The 19,355-nt window shown below is 40.7% G+C and carries 17 protein-coding genes, 2 tRNA genes and 3 rRNA genes; 11 read left to right on the top strand and 11 right to left on the bottom strand.

Annotation, left to right across the window (positions count from 1 at the left end):
- The first annotated feature begins 174 nt into the window (after positions 1 to 174).
- The 5 genes from MKL35_RS12110 to rrf all read left to right on the top strand — a co-directional run bounded on the left by MKL35_RS12110 (position 175) and on the right by rrf (position 5,504).
- Positions 175 to 1,712: ribosomal RNA gene (locus MKL35_RS12110) — 16S ribosomal RNA — on the top strand.
- A 59-nt stretch (positions 1,713 to 1,771) separates the two neighbouring features.
- Positions 1,772 to 1,848, top strand: a tRNA-Ile gene (locus tag MKL35_RS12105).
- Positions 1,849 to 1,903: 55 nt separating this feature from the next.
- Positions 1,904 to 1,979, top strand: a tRNA-Ala gene (locus MKL35_RS12100).
- 340 nt (positions 1,980 to 2,319) lie between these two features.
- Positions 2,320 to 5,210, top strand: a 23S ribosomal RNA gene (locus MKL35_RS12095).
- A gap of 179 nt (positions 5,211 to 5,389) precedes the next feature.
- A 5S ribosomal RNA gene (rrf, locus tag MKL35_RS12090) occupies positions 5,390 to 5,504 on the top strand.
- Together the 16S, 23S and 5S rRNA genes with 2 tRNA genes alongside form the textbook arrangement of a ribosomal RNA operon.
- Before the next feature lie 155 nt (positions 5,505 to 5,659).
- Here the strand turns inward: rrf and MKL35_RS12085 are convergent.
- Positions 5,660 to 7,033, bottom strand: a complete 1,374-nt coding sequence (locus tag MKL35_RS12085) for a dihydrolipoyl dehydrogenase (protein WP_032009985.1) — start codon at positions 7,031 to 7,033, stop codon at positions 5,660 to 5,662.
- Positions 7,034 to 7,180: 147 nt separating this feature from the next.
- On the opposite strand from MKL35_RS12085, the gene MKL35_RS12080 reads away from it, so the two are divergent.
- Positions 7,181 to 8,662 (top strand): Ig-like domain-containing protein, encoded by a 1,482-nt coding sequence (locus MKL35_RS12080; RefSeq protein ID WP_032009987.1) that lies wholly within the window; start codon positions 7,181 to 7,183, stop codon positions 8,660 to 8,662.
- 291 nt (positions 8,663 to 8,953) lie between these two features.
- Here MKL35_RS12080 and MKL35_RS12075 read toward each other — a convergent pair whose 3' ends face one another.
- Positions 8,954 to 9,289 (bottom strand): TIGR01244 family sulfur transferase, encoded by a 336-nt coding sequence (locus MKL35_RS12075; protein WP_002051574.1) that lies wholly within the window; start codon positions 9,287 to 9,289, stop codon positions 8,954 to 8,956.
- A 192-nt stretch (positions 9,290 to 9,481) separates the two neighbouring features.
- Between MKL35_RS12075 and MKL35_RS12070 the strand changes: the two genes are divergently transcribed.
- Genes MKL35_RS12070 through MKL35_RS12060 form a run of 3 tightly spaced genes read left to right on the top strand, consistent with a single transcriptional unit; the run spans position 9,482 to position 11,234 of the window.
- Complete coding sequence (locus tag MKL35_RS12070) at positions 9,482 to 10,378, top strand: alpha/beta hydrolase (protein ID WP_004711915.1); 897 nt, start codon at positions 9,482 to 9,484, stop codon at positions 10,376 to 10,378.
- Positions 10,379 to 10,816 carry a thioredoxin TrxC gene (gene trxC, locus MKL35_RS12065; RefSeq protein WP_191028843.1) on the top strand — a complete coding sequence of 146 codons (438 nt, stop codon included), beginning with the start codon at positions 10,379 to 10,381 and terminating at the stop codon, positions 10,814 to 10,816.
- 1 nt (position 10,817) lies between these two features.
- Positions 10,818 to 11,234, top strand: coding sequence for an acyl-CoA thioesterase (locus MKL35_RS12060; protein WP_002051216.1), 417 nt, complete (start codon positions 10,818 to 10,820; stop codon positions 11,232 to 11,234).
- 66 nt (positions 11,235 to 11,300) lie between these two features.
- Here MKL35_RS12060 and MKL35_RS12055 read toward each other — a convergent pair whose 3' ends face one another.
- From MKL35_RS12055 to MKL35_RS12045, 3 genes are all read right to left on the bottom strand, one after another.
- Positions 11,301 to 11,807, bottom strand: a complete 507-nt coding sequence (locus tag MKL35_RS12055) for a nuclear transport factor 2 family protein (protein ID WP_002051498.1) — start codon at positions 11,805 to 11,807, stop codon at positions 11,301 to 11,303.
- Positions 11,808 to 11,882: 75 nt separating this feature from the next.
- Positions 11,883 to 12,377: a DUF4442 domain-containing protein gene (locus tag MKL35_RS12050; RefSeq protein ID WP_002051154.1), complete on the bottom strand. Its 495-nt coding sequence runs from the start codon at positions 12,375 to 12,377 to the stop codon at positions 11,883 to 11,885.
- Positions 12,378 to 12,412: 35 nt separating this feature from the next.
- On the bottom strand, positions 12,413 to 12,901 hold the full coding sequence (locus tag MKL35_RS12045) for a YajQ family cyclic di-GMP-binding protein (RefSeq protein ID WP_002051423.1): 489 nt from the start codon (positions 12,899 to 12,901) through the stop codon (positions 12,413 to 12,415).
- A 91-nt stretch (positions 12,902 to 12,992) separates the two neighbouring features.
- On the opposite strand from MKL35_RS12045, the gene MKL35_RS12040 reads away from it, so the two are divergent.
- Complete coding sequence (locus MKL35_RS12040; RefSeq protein WP_002051246.1) at positions 12,993 to 13,307, top strand: rhodanese-like domain-containing protein; 315 nt, start codon at positions 12,993 to 12,995, stop codon at positions 13,305 to 13,307.
- Positions 13,308 to 13,358: 51 nt separating this feature from the next.
- On the opposite strand, the gene mnmC is transcribed toward MKL35_RS12040, so the two are convergent.
- Genes mnmC through MKL35_RS12020 form a run of 4 tightly spaced genes read right to left on the bottom strand, consistent with a single transcriptional unit; the run spans position 13,359 to position 16,689 of the window.
- Positions 13,359 to 15,230, bottom strand: coding sequence for an FAD-dependent 5-carboxymethylaminomethyl-2-thiouridine(34) oxidoreductase MnmC (gene mnmC, locus MKL35_RS12035; RefSeq protein WP_032009991.1), 1,872 nt, complete (start codon positions 15,228 to 15,230; stop codon positions 13,359 to 13,361).
- Positions 15,231 to 15,253: 23 nt separating this feature from the next.
- Positions 15,254 to 15,733, bottom strand: coding sequence for a hypothetical protein (locus MKL35_RS12030; RefSeq protein ID WP_032009993.1), 480 nt, complete (start codon positions 15,731 to 15,733; stop codon positions 15,254 to 15,256).
- A 4-nt stretch (positions 15,734 to 15,737) separates the two neighbouring features.
- Positions 15,738 to 16,040 carry a YciI family protein gene (locus MKL35_RS12025; RefSeq protein ID WP_002051453.1) on the bottom strand — a complete coding sequence of 101 codons (303 nt, stop codon included), beginning with the start codon at positions 16,038 to 16,040 and terminating at the stop codon, positions 15,738 to 15,740.
- 34 nt (positions 16,041 to 16,074) lie between these two features.
- Positions 16,075 to 16,689 carry a septation protein IspZ gene (locus MKL35_RS12020; RefSeq protein ID WP_002051143.1) on the bottom strand — a complete coding sequence of 205 codons (615 nt, stop codon included), beginning with the start codon at positions 16,687 to 16,689 and terminating at the stop codon, positions 16,075 to 16,077.
- A gap of 44 nt (positions 16,690 to 16,733) precedes the next feature.
- Here MKL35_RS12020 and MKL35_RS12015 point away from each other — a divergent pair, with 44 nt between their 5' ends.
- A complete protein-coding gene (locus tag MKL35_RS12015; RefSeq protein ID WP_002051475.1) occupies positions 16,734 to 17,585 on the top strand; it encodes a PHP domain-containing protein in 852 nt (283 codons plus the stop codon).
- Between the two features lie 7 nt (positions 17,586 to 17,592).
- Here MKL35_RS12015 and MKL35_RS12010 read toward each other — a convergent pair whose 3' ends face one another.
- Both MKL35_RS12010 and radC read right to left on the bottom strand, forming a co-directional pair.
- Positions 17,593 to 18,504 carry a bestrophin family protein gene (locus tag MKL35_RS12010; protein ID WP_004711921.1) on the bottom strand — a complete coding sequence of 304 codons (912 nt, stop codon included), beginning with the start codon at positions 18,502 to 18,504 and terminating at the stop codon, positions 17,593 to 17,595.
- A gap of 62 nt (positions 18,505 to 18,566) precedes the next feature.
- A complete protein-coding gene (radC, locus tag MKL35_RS12005; protein ID WP_080631587.1) occupies positions 18,567 to 19,286 on the bottom strand; it encodes a RadC family protein in 720 nt (239 codons plus the stop codon).
- Positions 19,287 to 19,355: the final 69 nt, after the last annotated feature.

The raw sequence follows: 19,355 nt of genomic DNA, 5'->3' as shown, positions 1-19,355 counted from the left end.
ATCATTAAGAGAATTGAAGAACAACTTGTGTGGATTTTTACTGATTGATTAATCGAAATAATTTTCATTGATTGATTGGTTTAAATTACTCGAAGTTTATTTGAGCGAAATTTAAGTCAGTAATTGATGAGCCAGAATTGGCACCTTGTCTATAAATAAGGTGCAAAATGATTTTAACTGAAGAGTTTGATCATGGCTCAGATTGAACGCTGGCGGCAGGCTTAACACATGCAAGTCGAGCGGGGGAAGGTAGCTTGCTACCGGACCTAGCGGCGGACGGGTGAGTAATGCTTAGGAATCTGCCTATTAGTGGGGGACAACATCTCGAAAGGGATGCTAATACCGCATACGTCCTACGGGAGAAAGCAGGGGATCTTCGGACCTTGCGCTAATAGATGAGCCTAAGTCGGATTAGCTAGTTGGTGGGGTAAAGGCCTACCAAGGCGACGATCTGTAGCGGGTCTGAGAGGATGATCCGCCACACTGGGACTGAGACACGGCCCAGACTCCTACGGGAGGCAGCAGTGGGGAATATTGGACAATGGGCGCAAGCCTGATCCAGCCATGCCGCGTGTGTGAAGAAGGCCTTATGGTTGTAAAGCACTTTAAGCGAGGAGGAGGCTACTTTAGATAATACCTAGAGATAGTGGACGTTACTCGCAGAATAAGCACCGGCTAACTCTGTGCCAGCAGCCGCGGTAATACAGAGGGTGCAAGCGTTAATCGGATTTACTGGGCGTAAAGCGCGCGTAGGCGGCTAATTAAGTCAAATGTGAAATCCCCGAGCTTAACTTGGGAATTGCATTCGATACTGGTTAGCTAGAGTGTGGGAGAGGATGGTAGAATTCCAGGTGTAGCGGTGAAATGCGTAGAGATCTGGAGGAATACCGATGGCGAAGGCAGCCATCTGGCCTAACACTGACGCTGAGGTGCGAAAGCATGGGGAGCAAACAGGATTAGATACCCTGGTAGTCCATGCCGTAAACGATGTCTACTAGCCGTTGGGGCCTTTGAGGCTTTAGTGGCGCAGCTAACGCGATAAGTAGACCGCCTGGGGAGTACGGTCGCAAGACTAAAACTCAAATGAATTGACGGGGGCCCGCACAAGCGGTGGAGCATGTGGTTTAATTCGATGCAACGCGAAGAACCTTACCTGGCCTTGACATAGTAAGAACTTTCCAGAGATGGATTGGTGCCTTCGGGAACTTACATACAGGTGCTGCATGGCTGTCGTCAGCTCGTGTCGTGAGATGTTGGGTTAAGTCCCGCAACGAGCGCAACCCTTTTCCTTATTTGCCAGCGAGTAATGTCGGGAACTTTAAGGATACTGCCAGTGACAAACTGGAGGAAGGCGGGGACGACGTCAAGTCATCATGGCCCTTACGGCCAGGGCTACACACGTGCTACAATGGTCGGTACAAAGGGTTGCTACACAGCGATGTGATGCTAATCTCAAAAAGCCGATCGTAGTCCGGATTGGAGTCTGCAACTCGACTCCATGAAGTCGGAATCGCTAGTAATCGCGGATCAGAATGCCGCGGTGAATACGTTCCCGGGCCTTGTACACACCGCCCGTCACACCATGGGAGTTTGTTGCACCAGAAGTAGCTAGCCTAACTGCAAAGAGGGCGGTTACCACGGTGTGGCCGATGACTGGGGTGAAGTCGTAACAAGGTAGCCGTAGGGGAACCTGCGGCTGGATCACCTCCTTAACGAAAGATTGACGATTGGTAAGAATCCACAACAAGTTGTTCTTCATAGATGTATCTGAGGGTCTGTAGCTCAGTTGGTTAGAGCACACGCTTGATAAGCGTGGGGTCACAAGTTCAAGTCTTGTCAGACCCACCATGACTTTGACTGGTTAAAGTTATAGATAAAAGATACATGACTGATGATGTAAGCTGGGGACTTAGCTTAGTTGGTAGAGCGCCTGCTTTGCACGCAGGAGGTCAGGAGTTCGACTCTCCTAGTCTCCACCAGAACTTAAGATAAGTTCGGATTACAGAAATTAGTAAATAGAGATTTCGGTCTTGGTTTATTAACTTCTGTGATTTAAGTATCACGGTATTAAGCATGACCTGACGAAGGCATGTTTATTCATTAACAGATTGGCAAAATTGAGTCTGAAATAAATTGTTCACTCAAGAGTTTAGATTAAGCAATTAATCTGAATGAATTGAGAACTAGCAAATTAACTGAATCAAGCGTTTTGGTATATGAATTTAGATTGAAGCTGTACAGTGTTTAAATACACAGTACTCTAAACTGAAATGTTGAAGTTACTAACTTGTAGGTAACGTCGACTGTTTGGGGTTGTATAGTCAAGTAATTAAGTGCATGTGGTGGATGCCTTGGCAGTCAGAGGCGATGAAAGACGTGATAGCCTGCGAAAAGCTCCGGGGAGGCGGCAAATATCCTTTGATCCGGAGATGTCTGAATGGGGGAACCCACCTACTTTAAGGTAGGTATTGCAACATGAATACATAGTGTTGCAAGGCGAACGAGGGGAAGTGAAACATCTCAGTACCCTTAGGAAAAGAAATCAATTGAGATTCCCTCAGTAGCGGCGAGCGAACGGGGATCAGCCCATTAAGTTATGTGTGTTTTAGTGGAACGCTCTGGGAAGTGCGAACGTAGAGGGTGATATTCCCGTACACGAAAGGGCACACATAATGATGACGAGTAGGGCGAGGCACGTGAAACCTTGTCTGAATATGGGGGGACCATCCTCCAAGGCTAAATACTCCTGACTGACCGATAGTGAACCAGTACCGTGAGGGAAAGGCGAAAAGAACCCCTGTGAGGGGAGTGAAATAGATCCTGAAACCGCATGCATACAAGCAGTGGGAGCACCTTCGTGGTGTGACTGCGTACCTTTTGTATAATGGGTCAGCGACTTATATTCAGTAGCGAGGTTAACCGTATAGGGGAGCCGTAGAGAAATCGAGTCTTAATAGGGCGTTTAGTTGCTGGGTATAGACCCGAAACCAGGCGATCTATCCATGAGCAGGTTGAAGGTTGGGTAACACTAACTGGAGGACCGAACCCACTGTCGTTGAAAAGCCAGGGGATGACTTGTGGATAGGGGTGAAAGGCTAATCAAGCCTGGTGATAGCTGGTTCTCCCCGAAAGCTATTTAGGTAGCGCCTCGGACGAATACCATAGGGGGTAGAGCACTGTTTCGGCTAGGGGGTCATCCCGACTTACCAAACCGATGCAAACTCCGAATACCTATGAGTACTATCCGGGAGACAGACTGCGGGTGCTAACGTCCGTAGTCAAGAGGAAAACAATCCAGACCGCCAGCTAAGGCCCCAAAATCATAGTTAAGTGGGAAACGATGTGGGAAGGCATAGACAGCTAGGAGGTTGGCTTAGAAGCAGCCACCCTTTAAAGAAAGCGTAATAGCTCACTAGTCGAGTCGGCCTGCGCGGAAGATGTAACGGGGCTAAAACTATGTGCCGAAGCTGCGGATTTGACATTAGTCAAGTGGTAGGGGAGCGTTCTGTAAGCCGATGAAGGTGTATTGAGAAGTATGCTGGAGGTATCAGAAGTGCGAATGCTGACGTGAGTAACGACAAAACGGGTGAAAAACCCGTTCGCCGAAAGACCAAGGGTTCCAGTCCAACGTTAATCGGGGCTGGGTGAGTCGACCCCTAAGGCGAGGCCGAAAGGCGTAGTCGATGGGAAATTGGTTAATATTCCAATACTTCTGTGTAATGCGATGAGAGGACGGAGAAGGTTAAGTCAGCCTGGCGTTGGTTGTCCAGGTGGAAGGATGTAGGTATGTATCTTAGGCAAATCCGGGGTACTCTATACTGAGATCCGATAGCAAGCTGTACTTGTACAGCGAAGTGGCTGATACCATGCTTCCAGGAAAAGTCTCTAAGCTTCAGTTACACAGGAATCGTACCCGAAACCGACACAGGTGGTCAGGTCGAGTAGACCAAGGCGCTTGAGAGAACTCTGCTGAAGGAACTAGGCAAAATGGTACCGTAACTTCGGGAGAAGGTACGCTGTTGTTGGTGATGGAACTTGCTTCCTGAGCTGATGACAGCCGCAGAAACCAGGCCGCTGCAACTGTTTATTAAAAACATAGCACTCTGCAAACACGAAAGTGGACGTATAGGGTGTGATGCCTGCCCGGTGCTGGAAGGTTAATTGATGGGGTTAGCGTAAGCGAAGCTCTTGATCGAAGCCCCAGTAAACGGCGGCCGTAACTATAACGGTCCTAAGGTAGCGAAATTCCTTGTCGGGTAAGTTCCGACCTGCACGAATGGCATAATGATGGCGGCGCTGTCTCCAGCAGAGGCTCAGTGAAATCGAAATCGCTGTGAAGATGCAGTGTACCCGCGGCTAGACGGAAAGACCCCGTGAACCTTTACTGCAGCTTGACACTGAACTTTGACCTTACTTGTGTAGGATAGGTGGGAGGCTTTGAAGTTGGAACGCTAGTTCCAATGGAGCCGTCCTTGAAATACCACCCTGGTAATGTTGAGGTTCTAACTCTGTCCCGTTATCCGGGACGAGGACCGTGTCTGGTGGGTAGTTTGACTGGGGCGGTCTCCTCCTAAAGAGTAACGGAGGAGTACGAAGGTGCGCTCAGCGTGGTCGGAAATCACGCGTAGAGTATAAAGGCAAAAGCGCGCTTAACTGCGAGACCCACAAGTCGAGCAGGTACGAAAGTAGGTCTTAGTGATCCGGTGGTTCTGTATGGAAGGGCCATCGCTCAACGGATAAAAGGTACTCTGGGGATAACAGGCTGATACCGCCCAAGAGTTCATATCGACGGCGGTGTTTGGCACCTCGATGTCGGCTCATCTCATCCTGGGGCTGAAGCAGGTCCCAAGGGTATGGCTGTTCGCCATTTAAAGAGGTACGCGAGCTGGGTTTAGAACGTCGTGAGACAGTTCGGTCCCTATCTACCGTGGGCGCTGGAAATTTGAGAGGATCTGCTCCTAGTACGAGAGGACCAGAGTGGACGAACCTCTGGTGTACCGGTTGTGACGCCAGTCGCATCGCCGGGTAGCTATGTTCGGAAGGGATAACCGCTGAAAGCATCTAAGCGGGAAGCCTACCTCAAGATAAGATTTCCCTAGGAATTTATTCCTCTAAAGAGCCGTTCGAGACTAGGACGTTGATAGGTTGGATGTGGAAGCATAGTGATATGTGAAGCTGACCAATACTAATTGCTCGTGAGGCTTGACTATACAACACCCAAGCAGTTGTATATAAAGCATCAATCGATTCATAAATCTACAAAGCAACTTGATTTAGTTATTCCACTAGATAAAATGAACACAATCAGATTCAATCAGCCCAGTCTGTAAAGATTTGGAAAACGCTTCGGCAGTCAATAAGACCAAAGCAAGTATCCATAAACAGTTGTGCTGGCGACCATAGCAAGAGTGAACCACCTGATCCCTTCCCGAACTCAGAAGTGAAACCTCTTAGCGCTGATGGTAGTGTGGGGTTACCCATGTGAGAGTAAGTCATCGCCAGCTCATTATTCCAAACACCCCCATTCTAAAGAGTGAGGGTGTTTTTTATTGTGCGAAATAAAGTGAAAACACATAATCAAAAAATCAGATTTACACAGTTACTCTATTTTAGAGATATAGAGAGTTAACTTTAATTAAGAAAAACCTTCTAAGAATAATTATTTTAATTGCCTGCGTGCATGTTTAAGGGCAGTGCGTAAACCTTCTTCAAGAGTTGGATGATAAAAAGGTTTCTCTAAAATATCATTTAAAGTTAATTCTTCACCAATGATCCAACTTAAGAGATGAGCCATATGTTCTGTCGCCTCAGTAAATAACTCGGCACCAAGTAGTTTATGGCTTTTTCGTTCTATATAAACTTCAATAGCTCCTTTATTTTTTCCAAGAACAATAGCTCTTCCTTGTCTTTCGTAAGATGCTTCACCTGTGACAAAATCTATTCCATTGTCTTTTAGTTGTTTATAACTTTGTCCCACAATTGCCATTTCTGGATGACTAAATACTATGCCTAATGGAGTAAGAGTCTTAACTGAATTAACCTGTGGATAATTCAAACAGTTATAAACAACTTTTTTACCTTCATGTGCAGCTTCATGCTGTAATGGTGTTGAAGTATAAGCGTCCCCAGCAATAAAAATTGGATAGTTATCTAGCTGTTTTGTTTTCGCATTTATAGGCAATAACTTAATATCCTGAAATGATTTATCAATATTCTCTAGTTTTAAGTTATCTAATAAGCTTGAACGACCTGTCGCGGATAGCACATACTCAGTTTGAAGAGACTTTTCTTGTCCATTGATTCTATAATTTAATATAACGCCACCAGAAGTAGACTTAACTTTGGCTGGTAATGTCTCAAATAAAAAGTTTAATTCTTTGCTTAACTCTTCTTGAGCAAGTTGCTGTAATTTAGAGCTAGTAAATATTCCAATTCTTTTACTACGAGCAAATATAGTTGTTTCCACGCCTAATCGATGCATAGCTTGTGCGATCTCAAGAGCAATTACTCCACTTCCAATAACGGCAAGGGAGTTAGGTAGAGTATCTAATTCAAATATTTGGTCTGTGGTAATAAGGCGATCACCTAATTCTTGTTTCCATGTTTGATCATAATTAGGAGTTGAACCAACTGCCAGAATAAAGCTTTTTGATTGATATTGTTTACCATTTACTTCAATAGTTTCTGAATCAATAAAATGGGCTTTACCTGAAATTTTATGTTCAGTTGGCCATTGGTCTACATCTTTGAGAGTCGCCTTTGTAAAACGGTCACGTAAGTTTCTTACATGTTCCATAACCTGATCAGTATTAATGTCTACAGAAGCATTTAACCCAACTTCTTGAGCATTTTGGAGGTCATGCATACGATTTGCTGTAGAGATGAGGACTTTACTTGGCATACACCCTACACGTGCGCAAGTTGTATCCCATGGCCCATCATTGATAATTAAAATATTATTGGTATGTTTAACAGCCTCTTTATATGCGCTAATACCAGCAGTACCTGCGCCAATGATAATTATATCGAACATTATAAATCCTAATATCTATAAGTTTTTCATTTAATAAGTTACATAATAAAACACAATGTAATTTATGTTTACAGAGTATGGTGAATATGATTACACTAATAATATAAATAATTAAAAAATCTTATACCTTTAGGAAAGATTGGGGAAATGAAAAGTATGTATAAAAAGCAACTTACCTTAAAGTTGTCGGCTATTGCTGTGTCAATTATGTTGGCAAGTTGTGGCGGTGGAGGTGGTGATGGTTATTATCAGAATGGTTCATCAAATAGTAATAATTCCTCATCTGGAGGCAATACTAGCGGTTCTGAACAAACGACTGCTACAGCTTTAAAGATAGAACTAGATAAATTATCAGTTGCTGCAACGAATGACACTTTAACGGTTACTGTTAGAGCTTTAGATATAAATAAAGGTGGCGTTGCTGGCGCTAAAGTTAGATTGAAATTAGAAGATCCAACAAATAACGTAACTATAGAAGGAGCATCAATTCAAACTACAGATGCAGCAGGTAATGCTGTATATATTATAAAGACACCAAAAACATCGAGTTCAATAAATGATTTGGTGAAAAATGGTTTTAAATTAATAGTCTACACGAATAATGATACTCTTACGCAAGAACAGACTGTAACAGTAACAGGTAGTAATAGCACTACAGAAGCTGATACTACGAGTATTGTATTGTTTGATGCTACAAAGACCTCATTAAATGTTAGAGGTGATCAGACAACTGTTACATTAACAGCTGTAGATGCAAATGGTGCAACTTTAGCAAATCAAGCGATTACACTTAAAGTTAGAAATTCTGTTTTAAATGGTGTCAAATTTACTCCTAATGCGACACAAACTGATGCAAATGGTCAGATCAGCTATACTTTATCTTTTAGTGAAAATCAAAGATCTTCATCATATAGTGCTGCACAATTTGTGACAGATGATCTTGTTTTAGAAGCTAATTTTGGTCAATCAACAAAAGTTTATACGTATAAACTCGATGTTGTTAATTCTGATGTACCAGTAGCAGTAGGCGCTATTTCTGTAGCATATAATCCGACCACAATGGAAGATTCTAGTGATGGGGTTTACTACTATAAAAATATCTCAGTACAAGTGACTGATGTTGACGGTAAGCCAATACCAAATCAAGACGTAACAATGGGCGTTAATGCGCTTGCTTATTATAAGGGGCAATTTGCTTTTGTTGACACGTCTACTCCTGCAGATGGTAAGCCAGATGAATATTTACCTATTGCTAGAGCTGCATGTACTTCACCAGTTCAAGCCGTAAATATTAATGGCGAGGTTGTTAATCAATTAAAGCCGCTGAAAGAAAATTCTACAGTTCAGGTAGTATCGTATATTAATAGTTCAGGTACTGCTGCAACTAATAATAAATATACAACAGATGGAAATGGTCGTTTTGATCTTAAGATTCAATACCCTAAAATTTATGCATCTTGGTTAACTGTTCAGTTAACGGCTAAATCTACAGTTTCGGGAAGTTTAATTAAAGGATCTACATCTTTGACTTTAGGTTATTTAACTAAAGATGTTACTGTAAGTGATCTTATTGCTCCGAATGTATTAAGTCCATATGGAATAGATCCAAACTGTTCAAATGGTAATTAATATAAAAAGAAGCAGCTTAAATGCTGCTTCTTTTTTTAGAGTTGTGTTCCCATACTAACACCTACGGTAGGCCGGACCTGCATAGATGAGCATGCACTAAGAATAAGACAACTGACCAATAAAAATATAAGTTTATTCATAAGAGAACTGAGAAATTTAATGTGATTTGAATACTTTAACTGAAAATTATTTATATATATGTTGAATTGATACAGTTATATATATTCTTTTTATTAATAAAAGCTCTACTTTTAAGGAAAAATAGAGCTTGTCGTTGGCTCATTCAATAATTTAATCGTCTAATAAATCCATTTGCTTTGCTAATTGATAAAGATTGTTTGAACGATTTCCTGTTCGGCAAAACATGAGAACAGGTTTTGGAAGTTCATTATAGTGATTTGCAAAAGTACGGACATCAAGCTCAGTAATTTGACCTGCAACTACAGGTTGGTAAACGTAATCTAGTCCTGCCTGACGCGCTGCTTCTTCAATTTGAGCGCTCGTTGGTTGTTCTGGACCGCCTTCCATATCCGGACGGTTATTAATAATAGATTTAAATCCTTTTTCTACAACTTGGTCTACATGTTCTGGACCAATTTGACCTGCGAAACCAACATTATCTGACATTTCGTCACTCCAAAATTTAATAAAACCTCTTATGCTGTATCATAGCATTAAGCTTAACCTGAGATACAAGACACTAAAACGTTGTTCCTACATAGATAAAAGTTATGTAAAAGAACAACTATAGATTTTTAAAAGGCGATCAGGATGTTTTTTGTAAATTCATTACTTCGACCATAATGCCACGGAGCACATATGCACGCTTATACGGTTGAGCCTTTATATGTTCCATGTGATCAGGAAATGATCGCAGCTGACTTTTATATTCCAAAAACAAATAATAAATCTGCGGTAATTATCATGGCACATGGTTTTGCCGGATTGCGTCAATTCAAGCTTATCCAATATGCACAGCGTTTTGCACAGGCAGGCTATGCTGTGATTTTATTTGATTATCGATATTGGGGTGGGAGTACAGGTAAGCCCCGAGAAATGATTTCTATCAATTCTCAATTAGAGGATTGGAAGACCATAATTCAATACGCCTCCACCTGTAAGCTTATCGATAATAGACGGATTGTATTGTGGGGAACATCTTTAAGTGGTGGATATGCTCTAAGTTTAGCTTCTGAATTAAAAAATATTCAGGCCATTATGGTACAAATTCCATATGTAGACGGTGCTGAAACAGCAAAACTATATCCATTACAGCGTTATCCCCAAGCTTTAAAATTATCGAGCCAAGATTATATGGGCTCTAAGATGGGCCTTAATCCCAAGAGATTACCTGTTGTTGACCAATTTAAATTATGTTTTATGCCAACAGCAGATAGTTACTATGGGTATTTGTCGATTGTAAATCCAGATTATTATTGGAGTGGCGAAGTCCCTGCGCGCGTTTTTTTTAATTTGATGCGTTACCGTCCAATTCAACTCGTCCGTCAGATTAATATCCCAGTTTTATTTATTGCTGCTCAGCATGATTCTTTAATTCCAATTGAGTCTAGTCGTGAAGCTGCGACCAATATTGCTCCTTTTGTGAGTTATCATGAGTGGGATATGAAACATTTTGATATCTATCACGGCGCATGGTTTGAAAAAGCAGTGACGACCCAATTAGAATTTTTACATCAACATATAGGAGTGATGTAAATGATTATTGTATGTGCATCGTGTGGTGCAAAAAATAGAGTTCCAGAGGAAAAACTTAGTGCGCAACCGAGTTGTGGCCAATGCCATCAGCCATTACTTCCGCTTGCACCGATTGAGTTAAATGAACAAAACTTTAGTAACTATATCACGAATAGTGATCTGCCTATTTTGATAGATTTATGGGCAGAATGGTGCGGACCTTGTAAAATGATGGCGCCACATTTTGCGCAAGTAGCAAAACAGAATCCACGTGTTATTTTTGCCAAGATTAATACTGAAGAATCTCCTCGCTTAAGCCAAGCATTTAATGTGAGAAGTATTCCTACCCTTGTATTAATGAATAAAATCACAGAAGTTGCTCGAATGAGCGGCGCATTACGTGCTCCTGAATTGCAGCAGTGGCTAGATCAACAACTTCAAACGAATTTCGGGAGCTAAGGTGTCAGAAGCTTATACCAAACCAGAAGGAATTTTATCCTTACAAACGATTGCCATGCCAGCAGATACAAACTGGAGCGGTGATGTGTTTGGTGGGTGGATCGTGTCACAAATGGACTTGGCTGGAGCAATTCACGCTGAGCGTTTTAGTCGTGGCCGTTGTGCCACGATTTCCATTAATCAGATGACCTTTTTGGTTCCGGTAAAAGTAGGCTTTGTGATTAGCTGCTATACCAAAATCTTAAAAGTAGGTAATACCTCTATTCAAATGCAAATTGAAGTTTGGGATAGTCATGATGATTCTCGTGCCCCAATTCGTATTACCGAAGGGGTGTTTACCTTTGTTGCTGTTGATGTAAAAGGTAATAAGCGACAAATTCCTGAAGAAGCGAAGCAGAAGTTTTTAGAAACTCAATAAAACATTTAAAGCCTGAATATCAGTATTCAGGCTTTAATTTTTCACTAAATAGTTTAATTTTTAAAACTAAAACATTGTATTAGAGTTTTTACTTTGTTCGGGAATGTTTTGTATAACATCCCAGTGCTCTACAATTTTTCCATTTTCTACACGGAAAATATCAACAATTGCTCTGCCTCTATCTTTGTCATTTTCCGTAGAGTGGACGTGTAAAACCACCAGATTACCTTCAGCGATTGCGCGCTTAATTTCATTTTTTGCTTGTGGATTTTTTTGGAATTTCTCAGTAAAGAAATTCACGAAAGGAGCCTTGCCATCAGGAACATTAGGATTGTGTTGGATATATTGATGACCAATATAACGGTCGGCATATTCTTTAACTTGATGTTTTAAAAACACACCTTCATAAAAGTCGACTACTATTTTTTTATTTTGAGCACTTATTTTATCGATTGACTCAGTTTTTGTTTGAACAATTTTATTGGTTTTATTTGTGGGTTCGGCAGCGTGAGTCGTCACAGCTGTAAATATAAAACTGGTAAATAACGAGGATAGGATCAGTATTTTTTTCATTGTGACCTCAAGATATAAAGTTATAGTTTTATATCTTGAGGTAAATATCAATCTAAAAATATTTTAGATTAGTTATCATTTCTTACGTTTAGGTAACCATGCCCATAGCATTTGACATTGAATCGGTTCATTACCCGCATCATCAATAACGGTAACCGGAATAACAAGTTCACCCTTCTCATGATCAGCAATATATTTTTGCTGTTCTGCAGAGAGAGTCGCTGTTGCTGTCAAACCACCTTCAACAACTTTTAAATAATCAACATGTAATGATTTGATTAATAAAATGCGGTTATCAGGAATATGTAAACCCGTTAAAAAACCTGTTGCAGTCTCTGCTAAAAGTGCCATTGCTGCAGCATGTACACCTTTAATATGATTCTGCATGTTTTTCTGGTTCTCTAAGCGAACAGTTACATGGTTTACATCTACTTCTAGATAGCGAATATTTGCTGTACCCACCATTGGCACAATACGGCCAAATGCCTTGCTCCAAAGCGTACTTCGAACACCTTTAGGAAATTTTGAAGTTGCTTTTACCAGTTTTAATAGTCGATTGGATTGAGACATGGGATTACCTTAACTTTGAATGTCGCTAAAAGATATTAATCTTTAAAGTTATTAAACTGTAATGGCACACCGAATTGTTGTTCACGTAAAAAAGTCATGACTTGTTGCAAAGTGTCACGTTTTTTATCGGTCACACGGATTTTGTCGCCTTGAATAGAAGATTGCACTTTAACGCCGCTTTCTTTAATGGCTTTATTAATTTTTTTTGCTGTATCAGAGTCAAGTCCATCTTTAAGTTTAATGACTTGTACAAAATTTTTACCTGACGCAGCAGCTTTTTGCGGATCAAGTGCTTGCACATCAATTTTACGTTTATAAAAATGATTTTCTAACATGTTATAAACCTGTTCACACTGGAAATCACTTTCTGTGCTGATTTTAATCTCTTTATTTTTTTCATTTAATTCGATAGAAACATCGTGACCACGGAAGTCAAAGCGTGTTGCAATCTCTTTTTGTGTGTTTTGAACCGCATGATTAACTTCAAATAACTCTAATTCAGAAACAATATCGAAAGAAGGCATAGTTTAGACCTTTACAAAGTGAAAGAATATTTGAGATGCTAAGAGGGTTTTCTTCATTTGCCAAGTGTTGTTTACATCAAAGGAGTGCACAATGATCCGTAAACAAGAAATTACAACATTTGAGTTCCCAGAAAACGCTGTTATCTGGGATGTCCGTGATTCAAGTGCTTATGCAGAAGGGCATGTTAAAGGTGCGGTAAGTCGCCCGATTAATGATTTAAATGCTGATATTTTGAACCAGGTCGCTGCGGATCAGCCGATTTATATTTTATGTGGTGGTGGTAGCAAAGCTCCTCGTGCAGCTGAGAAACTAGAAGACTTAGATGCCTCGCGTGAATATGTCGTGCTGATGGGGGGGACGCGTGCAGCTCGTGATGCAGGTTTACCTCTAGAGCAGGGCGCATAAAAAAAGCACCTTCGGGTGCTTTTTTATTGGAACAAAATTTTCTCAAGTGCACTATTGAGATTGGAAATAAGGTTTCTTAGGTTTAACTTTCTTTTGAAAGCGCTCGGCACTTAATTTCTTTAATAGGCTTTGTGGAACAGGACAAGTCTCACCTAAAATTTGGGCTACAAGTATTTCACTGCAAAGCGGTGCAAATAAAAAACCTTTTGAACCTAGACCTGCAAAGGTAGAAATACGGCTTTCACTCTGCATTTTGCCTACAAGTGGGAAATAATCTGGACTTTGAGCACGCACAGCTGCTCGACCTTGCCATTGTTCTACAGGTGGCAATCGTTTTGCATAAGTAGGGAAGACACTGTGGATTAATTCAAAGTTATGCACATGATCGTCAAGCTGTACTTCTTGATCTTCTCGGTTCGGATAGAAAGATGCCCCTAAAATGAGTTGAGAAGAGTTAAGCTGCATGCAGTAGCCACCATAGCTATACGCTTCATGCAAAGGTAGAGGTCCAAAAGAATTATCAACCCAGCTCACTTGTCCACGTATTGGCTTTAAAGGGGGATAGTTCTCAAATAAAGCGGCACTTTCTCGGGCACAGCACACCACAACATGATCTGCTTCTGCAATGATTTCGTCATTCGTTTTTAATTGAACTTTATTTTCAAAAGAAACAAGTGCTGTGATATTGGCAATTTTTAACTCAATACCTGAATGCTGCAAAATTTCATCACGTAACTGGTGTGGAGAAACTGCTCCGGCCTCACTTAATACAATGTGTGGATAGTCCGATTCTAATGAGCTGGCTTGATGCGTAACAATATCCGCAGGATATTGGTCTGCAAGATCGAGAAGATCTTGGGCATTTTTTAATGCCATTTGCTGTATTTGAATTGGGCGAAATGCTTGAAAGTTTTTATAGAAATTCAACGCATGTTGCCAGCTTAAAGTCATTAGATGTTCATGACTTTGTTCAATTGGGCATAATTTAGGATTGAGCAGTGCTAAAGGGTTGCCAGAAGCTCCTGATAAAGGCGTTGTACGCTCAAATAGAGTCACCTGATGCCCACGTTCTGCAAATGCCCAAGCTGTGCTTAAACCAGCAATCCCTGCGCCAATGACGGCGATATGCTGCTGTGTAAAATTGAAAGTATGGTTATCTGGTTCTAGTGCAGTGTCTTCACTTAAAGGTGCTTCCCAAACTGCTTTAAGCATTTCACGTTTATGACCGAAACCGCGAGGACGTGAAATATCAATGCCATGAGCTTTTAGTCCACGTTTGAGAATACCAGCTACACTAAACGAGGCAAAGGTAGTGCCATAGTCAGAAAGACGTACAATATTGTTTAAAACGTTTTGTTCCCACATATCTGGATTACACGAAGGTGCAAATCCATCTAGGAACCAAGCATTCACTGCTTTCGTTTTTACCATACTTGGAAAAATATCTTGTGCATCTCCTAGCCATAGATCGATGCTAAAACGTTCTTCTGGAAAATTTAAACGATGGCAACCTGCAATAGGCAAGGGATATTGTTCAATAAGTTGTTTCGCAAGTGGCTTAAGTTCATCCCATACATCGAGTGCACGGATGAGGTCTGCTTTGCTTAAAGGAAATTTTTCTACGCTAATTGCATGTAAATGGCTGTGGTTATTGGGACGGACCTGCTGCCAAAGCTGCCAGAGTGCAAGAATATTTAAACCGGTACCAAACCCGGTTTCTCCTACACTAAAATATTCAAAATCTTGTAAATTGGCTAATCGTTCTGATAGGTCATTGCCATTTAAAAATACATGTCTTGTTTCGAGCAGACCATTATCTTTGGAAAAATAGACATCACCAAATTGTTTGGAAATGGGAACCTCAATACCATCAATAGATTCCCAATCCAGCTCAGCAGTTTGTATACGGTTTGATTTGTTCATTCGGTTTAATAAGTCGCTCAGAATTACCACTGACGACGACGTTTGGTGTAAACATAACTAGCGATAAAGAAACCAAGTAGTGCGCCACCTGCTAGTGTTACTGCGCCATATAAGAACATTTGTGCGCTACGTTCACTTTGTAAAACTTGTACCTGAACAGACAAGTTATCATTCTTTAGCTGTAACTCTTGGTTTTGTGCAAGTGCTTCAAGGTTTGCATGTTCTAGCTGTTTTAGACGAGATGCCTGATCTTGAACTAAAGCTTTGATTTTTGCATCTTGCTGTTGCTTATTTTTTGCGATTTGTTCTGCAGTAAGCGGCTGTGCTGTAGTTGCCGCCGTTGTAGTGGTCGGTTTGGCTACAGTTGCAGAAGTAGGCGCTGGTTTAGACGTCTGAGTTGAAGGCACAGTAGATGGTGTTGCTGGCGTCGCAGCAGGTTCAACTGCTCCGGCAGTTGAACATATCAAACACAAGCCAAGAAAGCTTTTGGTTGCAAACTGCATGCGTTTACCCTTTTGGAAATGCTTTATTAAACGGTTTGACATCAATATGGCTATAAATGCCTTCTTTCAAAAATGGTTCTTCTTTTAACCATTCATCTAAAGCTTCACGGCTATCAAACTCTACAATCATAGTACTACCGTAAAAACCAGCCTGTGGATCATTCGGATCTTTTGGCATAGCTCCAGCGGCAACAAGACGACCTTCATCATCAAGTTTTTGTAAACGTTCGATATGTTGAGGGCGTACTGCTAAACGTTTCTCTAGAGTTCCTTCGTTATCGGTACAGCTTAGAACAAAAAAAGGCATGTCATCGTATCTCTATAATCAAACCGAAATCACATTAAGCATCTGTTGACTTAAAATGTTTGCGTAAAATAATGAACTGAATAATGATAAATGAAAACATGACGATCATGTCACCAAATGCCGTAAATTCACCCCAATATTTTCCGCCATGAAATAAAAACGCGAAGAAAATATGTAAACCGGACATGACGACAAACATAGCTGCCCAAGCGAAATTTAAATTTTTCCAACCTTTTTCGCTTAGCTCTAAAATTGGATCGAATAAACGTTTAATGAGAGGTTTACGTTCCTTACCAAACCAAGGTGAAACTAAGAAAGCACCAGCAAATACTAAGTTCAAAATTGCAGCTTTTAAACGAATATAAAAATCATCGCTTAACATGAGTGTAATGCCACCAAAAATAACTGTCATAAACAGTACAATCCACTGCTGTTTATCTAGGCGGAATTTTTGAATGATGAACAAAGCACCATACACGATAAGCATTGAAATAATTAAGCCTGTTGTAGCGACCAGAATATTATTGTTATTTACACCGCCAGCGGAACCGATCAATTTTAGCAACGGGTGATGAGCATTGGCAGGATCAACAGTTTTATATAAATAGAAGAAAATAATTAATGGAACAAAGTCCAGAAGTGCTTTCATGTTAGAGTATCTGATCAGGTTTGGTGAATGGCATAGTATAAAAGATGCAAGGCATAGATTTACATACACATAGCAATATTTCTGATGGAACTTTGTCTCCGGAATTGCTGGTGCAAGCTGCTGTGGATGTGAAGTTGCATACCTTGGCGCTTACTGATCACGATACAATGGATGGCTTGCAGCGTGCAAAGAAAGCAGCACAAGCCCATGATTTAAAAATTATTTCTGGTGTCGAGATCTCAAGCCAATGGTCTAGACCAAGCACAAAAAAAAGCTATGGCGTGCATATTGTGGCTTTAAACATGCAAGATGAAGCACCAATTTTGGAAGCATTAGAACAACAAAAAAGAATTAGAGCACAAAGAGCAGAAGTTATTTGTGAACTATTAAAAAAGTGTATTGGCTTTGATATTTATCAGGATGTGCTTGATAAAGTTGAAAATCAACCAGACCGTATTACCAGAACACACATTGCCAAAACCTTAGTTGAAAAGAATGTAGTGAGTCGTCCTCAACAAGCTTTTGACCGTTTTTTAAAAGAAGGTAAGCGTGCTTTTGTAAAGTTTGAAGGCTTGGGCTTAAAAGAAACGATAGAGGTTATTCATAATAGTAAAGGCTTGGCAGTTTTAGCTCATCCAACTCGTTATGATTTATCTGCAACTAATACACGCTATTTGATTGAGTTATTTGCGAGTTGTGGTGGCGACGCCGTAGAGTTGCCGCCACCTGTAGATCCTTTATCTACTCGCCAAATGATTGATCGTATGATTGATCAGCATCATCTGGCGGTTTCAATTGGCAGTGATTTTCATGGTGAAAATATGCCATGGATTAAATTAGGTAATACGCCTAAGCCAAAAAGTGATCAGTTGGGTATTTGGGAACGTTTTCTCTAATAATGTCCTAGAGTAAGTTGTTATCTTGAGCTTGAATTGGAGGCGGTGTTGGTTTACCCAGCGTTCCTAAAAGTTCAATTTCGATACTCCGGACCATTGCATCTAATGGTAAATCATTACTTTGAGTACCAAAAGGTTCTTCAATTTCAGAGCTTAGGGCATCTAGACCTAAGAAGGTATATGCCAAAATTCCAACCAGTAAAGGTGTTGCTAAGCCAAGCAAAGAACCTAAGCTAAATGGCAACATAAAACAGAAAAAGTAAACAGTGCGGTTGAGCAAGACTGAATAAGCAAAAGGAATAGGAGTATTTGCAATACGGTCACAGCCAGTCTGTACAACACTTAAATCTGCAACATTTTTATTCATTTGAGCATAAATAATATCTGAGATTTCACCTTCTTTAAGCGCTTGTAATAACTCCCATTGAATAAGACTGAGCGTATATTGCGGCGCATTATTTTGTTGGTATAGCTGAGTCAATGCTTGTTGACTCATACCACTGGTTTGTATTAATTCGGTTGGGTTGGCCGTTTGGCGGCGTAAACGGTCACGTAACACATTTGCAAACACAATAACGTGATGAATGACTCGTTCACGACGGGCTTGAGTTAAAATACGACAGTCGCGGTCAAAGTGACGTGAAGTCGCAATGAGTACACCCCATAGTTTCCGTGCTTCCCACCAGCGGTCATAACACGCCGTATTTTTAAAGCCTAAAAAAATAGAAAGTACGACGCCAATTAAAGTGAAGCCAACTAAAGGAATTTCTGGAAAACGGTAGAGATTAATATATTCAACCCCACCAATGATTGCCGAAATCAGCATTACCACCCCTAAAGAGGGCAAAATTTTTGGTAATATCGTCCCTCGCCAAGAGAATAAAACTTTAAAAATACTGGGCTGTTCACGAACAATCATTTTATTTTAAACGTCGCTATTTTTGTTTTTGATATTCTAAGCTTAGTGATGCTTTGTCAATATCATTGAACGGCTATTGAAGTAGGGTTGAGCAGTTGTTGTTCAGCAAATGAAAAGCTACCTTCTGGCGAGATAATAAAATGGTCCAGTAGACGAATTTCTAAAAGCTGACAGGCCTGTTCAAGTTGCTCTGTGAGTTTAATATCTTCGAGAGAGGGCTGTGCGGAACCAAATGGGTGGTTATGAGCTATTACCAATTGGCAAGCGTGCTGTTGTAAGGCATATCGTAAGGTTTGATTCACTGAAACGGCGCAGTGTTGAACTGAACCAAAAAATAACTTTTTAAAATGCAATTTTCGTAGTTCGGCATCTAAGCAAAGTACCGCAAAGACTTCCTGTTTTTCACCTTTTAACTCATAACGCAAATAATCTAGAACTAAATGAGATGAATGAAGGCTTAGTTCAGTTTGACTAAAATGATAGTCGAGATAACGCCGTCCGAGCTCTTTTACGGCCAATAATTGGGAATACTTCGTAGCTCCAATACCATTAAATTGAGCTAATTCATTGAAAGAAGCATCGAAAACAGCATTGAGGCTTCCGAATTGTTGAATCAGTAAGCGGGCGAGTTCAACAGCCGAATGTTGACGTGAACCTGAGCGAAGAAAGATCGCGAGTAATTCAGAGTCAGAGAGACTTTGAGGGCCTTGTTGTAATAACCGTTCTCTTGGCCGTTCTTGTTCTGGCCAATTTTTAATAGAAGTATTCATATTCCCCAGCAATATTCTGCTTAAAAATTTATTTTGTTTGCCCAATCAATCTTGGGTCTGCGCGTATTTAATGCTATTGTG

Origin of the sequence: Acinetobacter sp. AOR41_HL, assembly GCF_027854645.1 — a bacterium.
In the GTDB taxonomy this organism is placed as follows: domain Bacteria; phylum Pseudomonadota; class Gammaproteobacteria; order Pseudomonadales; family Moraxellaceae; genus Acinetobacter; species Acinetobacter nosocomialis.
This window is presented reverse-complemented; position numbering and strand designations above follow the sequence as displayed.